This is a genomic window from Ligilactobacillus equi DSM 15833 = JCM 10991 (genome assembly GCF_001435735.1).
Classification (GTDB): Bacteria; Bacillota; Bacilli; order Lactobacillales; family Lactobacillaceae; genus Ligilactobacillus; species Ligilactobacillus equi.
The window spans coordinates 1-5,304 of sequence record NZ_AZFH01000122.1; the positions used below are offsets into that span (position 1 = coordinate 1).

The 5,304-nt window shown below is 40.3% G+C and carries 6 protein-coding genes; 3 read left to right on the top strand and 3 right to left on the bottom strand.

The annotated features are described in order from the left end of the window. Both FC36_RS07515 and FC36_RS07520 read right to left on the bottom strand, forming a co-directional pair. Window positions 1-727, bottom strand: a 727-nt coding sequence (locus tag FC36_RS07515; RefSeq protein ID WP_235805817.1) for an McrC family protein, incomplete at its 3' end; no start/stop codon positions are given. Next, a complete protein-coding gene (locus tag FC36_RS07520; protein ID WP_056986817.1) occupies window positions 714-2,357 on the bottom strand; it encodes an McrB family protein in 1,644 nt (547 codons plus the stop codon). The genes FC36_RS07515 and FC36_RS07520, both read right to left, overlap by 14 nt. Window positions 2,358-2,691: 334 nt before the next feature. Between FC36_RS07520 and FC36_RS07525 the strand changes: the two genes are divergently transcribed. The 3 genes from FC36_RS07525 to FC36_RS07535 all read left to right on the top strand — a co-directional run bounded on the left by FC36_RS07525 (window position 2,692) and on the right by FC36_RS07535 (window position 5,028). After that, window positions 2,692-4,278, top strand: a complete 1,587-nt coding sequence (locus FC36_RS07525) for a cation:proton antiporter (RefSeq protein ID WP_056986818.1) — start codon at window positions 2,692-2,694, stop codon at window positions 4,276-4,278. A 15-nt stretch (window positions 4,279-4,293) separates the two neighbouring features. Beyond that, window positions 4,294-4,608, top strand: a complete 315-nt coding sequence (locus FC36_RS07530; RefSeq protein WP_056986819.1) for a heavy metal-binding domain-containing protein — start codon at window positions 4,294-4,296, stop codon at window positions 4,606-4,608. Between the two features lie 96 nt (window positions 4,609-4,704). Next, window positions 4,705-5,028, top strand: coding sequence for a heme-degrading domain-containing protein (locus FC36_RS07535; protein WP_056986820.1), 324 nt, complete (start codon window positions 4,705-4,707; stop codon window positions 5,026-5,028). 138 nt (window positions 5,029-5,166) lie between these two features. Here the strand turns inward: FC36_RS07535 and FC36_RS11630 are convergent, their stop codons facing one another. Next, window positions 5,167-5,304: a zinc ribbon domain-containing protein gene (locus FC36_RS11630; RefSeq protein WP_420843337.1), complete on the bottom strand. Its 138-nt coding sequence runs from the start codon at window positions 5,302-5,304 to the stop codon at window positions 5,167-5,169.

A 5,304-nucleotide genomic window follows, 5' to 3' on the forward strand; every position in this document is an offset into this window, starting at 1 on the left:
GAGAACCGTAAGGTTCAACCTTACAAGCCCCTCTCTTTAGAGAGGGGTAGTTGACGATGAAGCTGAGATTGGCACGACTTTCATCTGATTGTAAGAGATATTCATAGACCACCGGCTTGTTAATCTTAAGGTATTCCAAAGTATGGCGGATGAGGTAAAGTAGGTCTGTTTGCACCGTATAATCACGAGTAGTGTAGGCAACTTTTCCCATAAAAGGGGTATTTTCTTTCAAATGCCGAGCTGGCTTAAAGGTACCTTTTAAGTGGGTATCATTATGCTCGAAGTACCGATACTCCCGGTAAATTCCCTTGCGCATAGCTTGGTTTAAGTAGCGGGGGAAAAGATAAAACATGAAATCGTAGTAACTATCGCTGAGCCCCAAGCCACTTTCGAGGTTTACGAGCTTAAAGTCCATAACTTTTTGTAGTAAATAATTTAAGAAGAAATCATCATTTTGCGAGAACCGCGTATGAATTTCAAGTTGTTCATCTCCGTAACCCAGAAAGCCAATCACATTTCCGGTTTTAACCTGTTGATTGAAACTTTCAAAAATTTTACTTTGGCCATCCAATAAGGATTGGTCTGCATCCCGGCGGGCAAAAACTAGGAGTTTATCTTCTAGATCAAGTTGGTCAAGAGTTTGGTCGAGGAGATAACTACTAAGCTGGGGATAGGTCTGTTTAAATTGGGTCTTGGAATAGCGTTGATTGTCTTCAATCCACATCATAGTCATCATCCAAATCGTAAGCGTGGTGGAAGTCTGCAATGTCTACTTGGCCGAAGTTACCACGGAGATATTCCTTAATGAGGGGTTCAAGGAAATCATCCCATAAAGTATCAAAATCATAGTCCAAATGCTTGAGGTTAATAAAGTAGCTAGGACCGATTTGGTAATTTTCATTTAATCCCGGCGTGGAGACAATCATTTGGTTAAGAGCTTGCAGTCTTTTTTTGGCTTCAACAACATACTCAGGGTCCAACTCTTCATCTAGCATGGACAAGCGGTCATCAGCCTTAATTTCGATAAAGCGGAAGCGTCGGCGCATAGCGAAGTCGAAGGTGTCCACGGAACGGTCAATATCATTCATGGTCCCTAAAATGTAGACATTTTCTGGGATGAAAAATTTTTCATCATCGTCATGAAGGTTTTGGTATTGGGTTTTAACTGCTCCACGCATCCCACGATAGCTGGGATCGATACTATAGAAAAGTTCTCCGAAGATTTTAGAAATTTCTCCGCGATTAATTTCGTCGATTACGAAAACGTAAGGGCGTTGGTCCAACTGTTTTTGATATTTTTCAAGTTCTTTTAGTAGAACTAAATAGTAAGAAGGTTCCCAAGCGCTGGCTTTTTGGCGATTACGCGATGCCAAAAAATCATCCTTGATCTCTTTGACACTGCTGAAAGTTTTAGGACTTTCGTAAAGGTGACGTAAGTAGCTAAGTTTTAAACGGGCTTTCGGTTCTTTATTCTGGGGAATATTCAAGATAATTAAATCGTCTTGTGGTCTAATTTCCGAAATATAAAATTCTGAGTGTCGTATTTGTGTTTCAAAGCGAGTTTCGTCTAACTGCAAATCTTGTTGGAAACTTGCAAATTGATTTTTGAAATTAGGTGTGTTACGGCGCGCTTGTTCATTGATAAATTTTTTAAAGGTTCCATCAACCAAGGAGAATTTAACATCATCCCGACTTCCTTTGGTGGGGCGTAGACCTTCCACAAAATCAGTGTAATCATAGCTTGGATGGAATTGCACAAATTTGAAGTGGTCGGAATAAGGTAATTCGTCGCTATCGATACCAATTAAGTTAGCGGCAACCTCATTTGCCAAGTAGCTTTTCCCCGTCCCAGGAGCGCCGTGTAAAATAATATTTTTGGATTTACGTAATTTTTGAGTTAATACTTCCACGAGAGAATCATTTACGATTTGCTTTTTGGCGTCTTTATATTCCCAATAGGTAGTTACTAGCTTGCGAATTTCCGTTGAATTAGGTGAGCGGGAGCCAAGTTTAATTTCTTTGATAGTTTCTGAGTCGTGCTTCTCGGAATTAAAAATTTGGAAAAGAAGCTTACGGTTCGTTTCGTCGTAACGGTTGTATACCAGATTATAATTGCCATCGTCAACATAACCAGCGGTCCAGATTTTTTTACCATTTCCGATTTTATTATAATTCCAGCCAAATTTTGTGCCGTCAATTTCAATATCAGAAAGGTCGCTGCGCTTTTTCTCCCCTATGATGTATGTATTTTTAAGAGCCTGGTTTTCATCGTAGTTACCACCATTATTTTGAACGCACCAATCGCTATACCGGATGAATTCTGTCAAAACCAGGGTTAATTCTTCGACACGATCCATAATTGTGTCCTCCTAAAGCGTATTTTCCTTTATTTTAGCACAAAGTTAGAGTGTGGAGATTGGGAATAAGAAAAGTTCTTTTTTAATTAAAGTTGACGACGAAATACTTTCAGTTAGATGAGGAAGTTGCCTAAAATTTAGGTATCCAAGTTGTGGCAACAATTACACCTCAGAAGTCCGTTGGTATGACGGGCTTTTTCTCTTGGTGTTATTAACTAGAAAATAAAACAATGTCACCAGGAGGAGTTTTCCCGTCAAGAATGCACTTTTATTTATTGTTCGAGCTACTTACGTTATAATAAAAGTGGAAAATTATTCACAAAGGGGGAGTTTAATGATTGTTTCAACAACCGTCCTGTTAGTGGCGGCCAGTGTTAGTAATATTGTATCCAAATTTAATAGTCGGATTGCTGATAGTTACATTGCTTTAGCGATTGGAATTATCATTGCCTATATTCCGATTTTAAACGCGTGGGTCGCACCTTTTCATACAGAAGTTTTCATGATTGGGGTGGTGGCGCCTCTATTGTATATTGAAGGGCAAACCACGAGTTTAAGTAGTGTTAAAAGTGAATTAGGCAGTATCATTGGGGTTACGGTAACCTTAGCGGTGGTAACGGCGATTATGACAGGATTTGTGGTTAATTTAGCTACGACTGCGGCAATTAGCTTACCGATTGCCTTTTTAATGGCTTCGATTGCGACACCGACGGATGCCACAGCGAGTGAATCGGTGCGTGTCGGTCTGGAAATGCCACAAGGGGTCGAAAAAATGCTTAAGATGGAGTCGCTTTTCAATGATGCAACCGGGATTGTCTTGTTAAACGGGACGCTCCTGTGGGCGACAGCAGGACAGTTAAATGTTGGCGGTTCAATCAACGAGTTCATCATTGCTGCTGTCGGAGGAGCTTTTCTAGGGATTGTGGCCGCCATCACCCTTATTTCCTTCCGGCAAGGACTTTCACGGACCAATATGGATTCTACTTCAGCGCAGAATTTGATTTTCATTATGACGCCATTTATTGTTTACTTTTTGGCAGAAGAACTCCATGTTTCGGGTGTGATTGCCGTGGTTTGTGCCGGTTTATTACAAAATAATGAAGGTCAGAGAAGTCGCTTTGTTAACCCCCGCCAATTCCATAACGGGTTGCAACTAGCAGACTTGATGCGTGAAATTCTCAATGATATGGTCTTTGTGATTTTAGGAATTATGTTAGTGCGGATTTTCCGCGAAGACTTTGGCTATCATCTTGATACTCGCCATCCATTCTTCTGGATTGTTGCCGGAGTGGTTATGTACGTAATGGGCTTACTGGCACGTTATCTCTATATGCGTTTTATGCGACGTAGCCGTCGAGACAGCTTACTTTTTAGTTTAGGTGGAGTGCACGGTGCGGTAACCTTAGCTCTGGTCTTTATGGTTCATGCCGATGATATTGGTAGAAGTGCTTTTAGCATGTTAGTGTTGTCTGAATCAGTTTTGGTTTTACTGTCCATGATTGTTCCGACAGTGGCCTTTAAGTTTCTATTACCTCATGGTTTATCGCAAAAAGAAGAGTTAGTGGAATCTGACCGAATCCGGCAAGCCATGGTGGCCAAAGCCATTAAGGCGGTAGAATCGATGTATTTACCGACCAAAGTTAAGGTTAGCGTATTGTATGACTTGCGAGATCAAGTTAACCTCAACACTCTCAAGGATTTCTGGAAGGTTTGGCTGATTTCTGCTCGTTATCCGGAATTAACGCCAGCAGAAACGGAATTGCAGATGCGGGCCTTACGCTATGCTTTTGTGGTAGAACGTGATTACCTCGATGAAATTTCCCAAATGGAGCACATGGAAAATTATGTTTACAAAATTTATAATGATGTCTTATTGTCAGAGTCAATTTTATTAAATTCGACTGGCAAGTTAGATGACTAAAGGAGGAATTTAGTTATGTTAGTTACAACGACAGAACACATCCCAGGTCGCAATTACGAAATCTTAGGTGAATGTTTTGGAGTCACTACTCAAAGTCGCAATGCCTTTTCAGATATTGGTGCGGGACTTAAAAGTATTGTTGGTGGTGAAGTGCGCGGTTATACCAAGATGTTAGAAACTTCACGCCGAGATGCTATCCAAAAACTTAAGAATGAAGCCCAAAAGATGGGGGCAGATGCGGTTGTTATGATGCGTTTTGACTCCGGTTCGATTGCAGCAGAAATGATGACCGTTGTGGCTTACGGCACGGCCGTTAAGTTTACTAATTAACTATAAAAGGCGTAACCAAGGATGGTTGTGCTTTTTATGGCTAATTTTTTCAAGAAAACGTTTTCTTGGTATAATAGATGCGAGGTGATATTATAAATGGAAATGTCAGAAATTTTAGTACAAGAAAATCAAGCAAGTTTACCTAAATTTGGTTTGGCAGATATTGATCGTTTAGCAGCGATGGTTAAAGAAAAAGCGGGCAACAATTGGGATAAGATTTGTCTTTTGATTGCTTTAAACCACCGAATAGTTTACTTCCACGCTGGAACCCAAACGACCGCAGAAAATAATAATTGGATTAAGAAGAAGCTCAATACAGTTTACTTTTTTGAGCATAGTTCCTTATGTCAAACTACGCACCGAATAAATTCGGTGGCTTGTAGACTTCCTTCGGAAGTTCATCACTTCGTGAAGTACTAGCTACAACTTACCTAGGTAAAGTATGCCCTACCATTTCTTAAATGCTTTAGTAAGAAACCAAACCATTCTCGGAAATAATAAGGTCTTACCTACCAATTAACTAGGCTTAGGACGTGAGCTGTCAACGCCCTGCCTTATCTATTTATAGATGGGACTATTTTCAGTTAATGTTTTAGCTAACTCAGTGTGACCCTTATCCAAAATGTTTTTGGCAGCATTATGGTCACGAATATGGAAAACTTTACATTTAGGACAAGTCCAAGCACGGTCTTTCAA

Excerpts from the sequence above, each read along its gene's own strand:
- FC36_RS07520 (WP_056986817.1), bottom strand. The coding sequence starts at position 2,357 with ATGGATCGTGTCGAAGAATTAACCCTGGTTTTGACAGAATTCATCCGG.
- FC36_RS07525 (WP_056986818.1), top strand. The coding sequence starts at position 2,692 with ATGATTGTTTCAACAACCGTCCTGTTAGTGGCGGCCAGTGTTAGTAAT.
- FC36_RS07530 (WP_056986819.1), top strand. The coding sequence starts at position 4,294 with ATGTTAGTTACAACGACAGAACACATCCCAGGTCGCAATTACGAAATC.
- FC36_RS07535 (WP_056986820.1), top strand. The coding sequence starts at position 4,705 with ATGGAAATGTCAGAAATTTTAGTACAAGAAAATCAAGCAAGTTTACCT.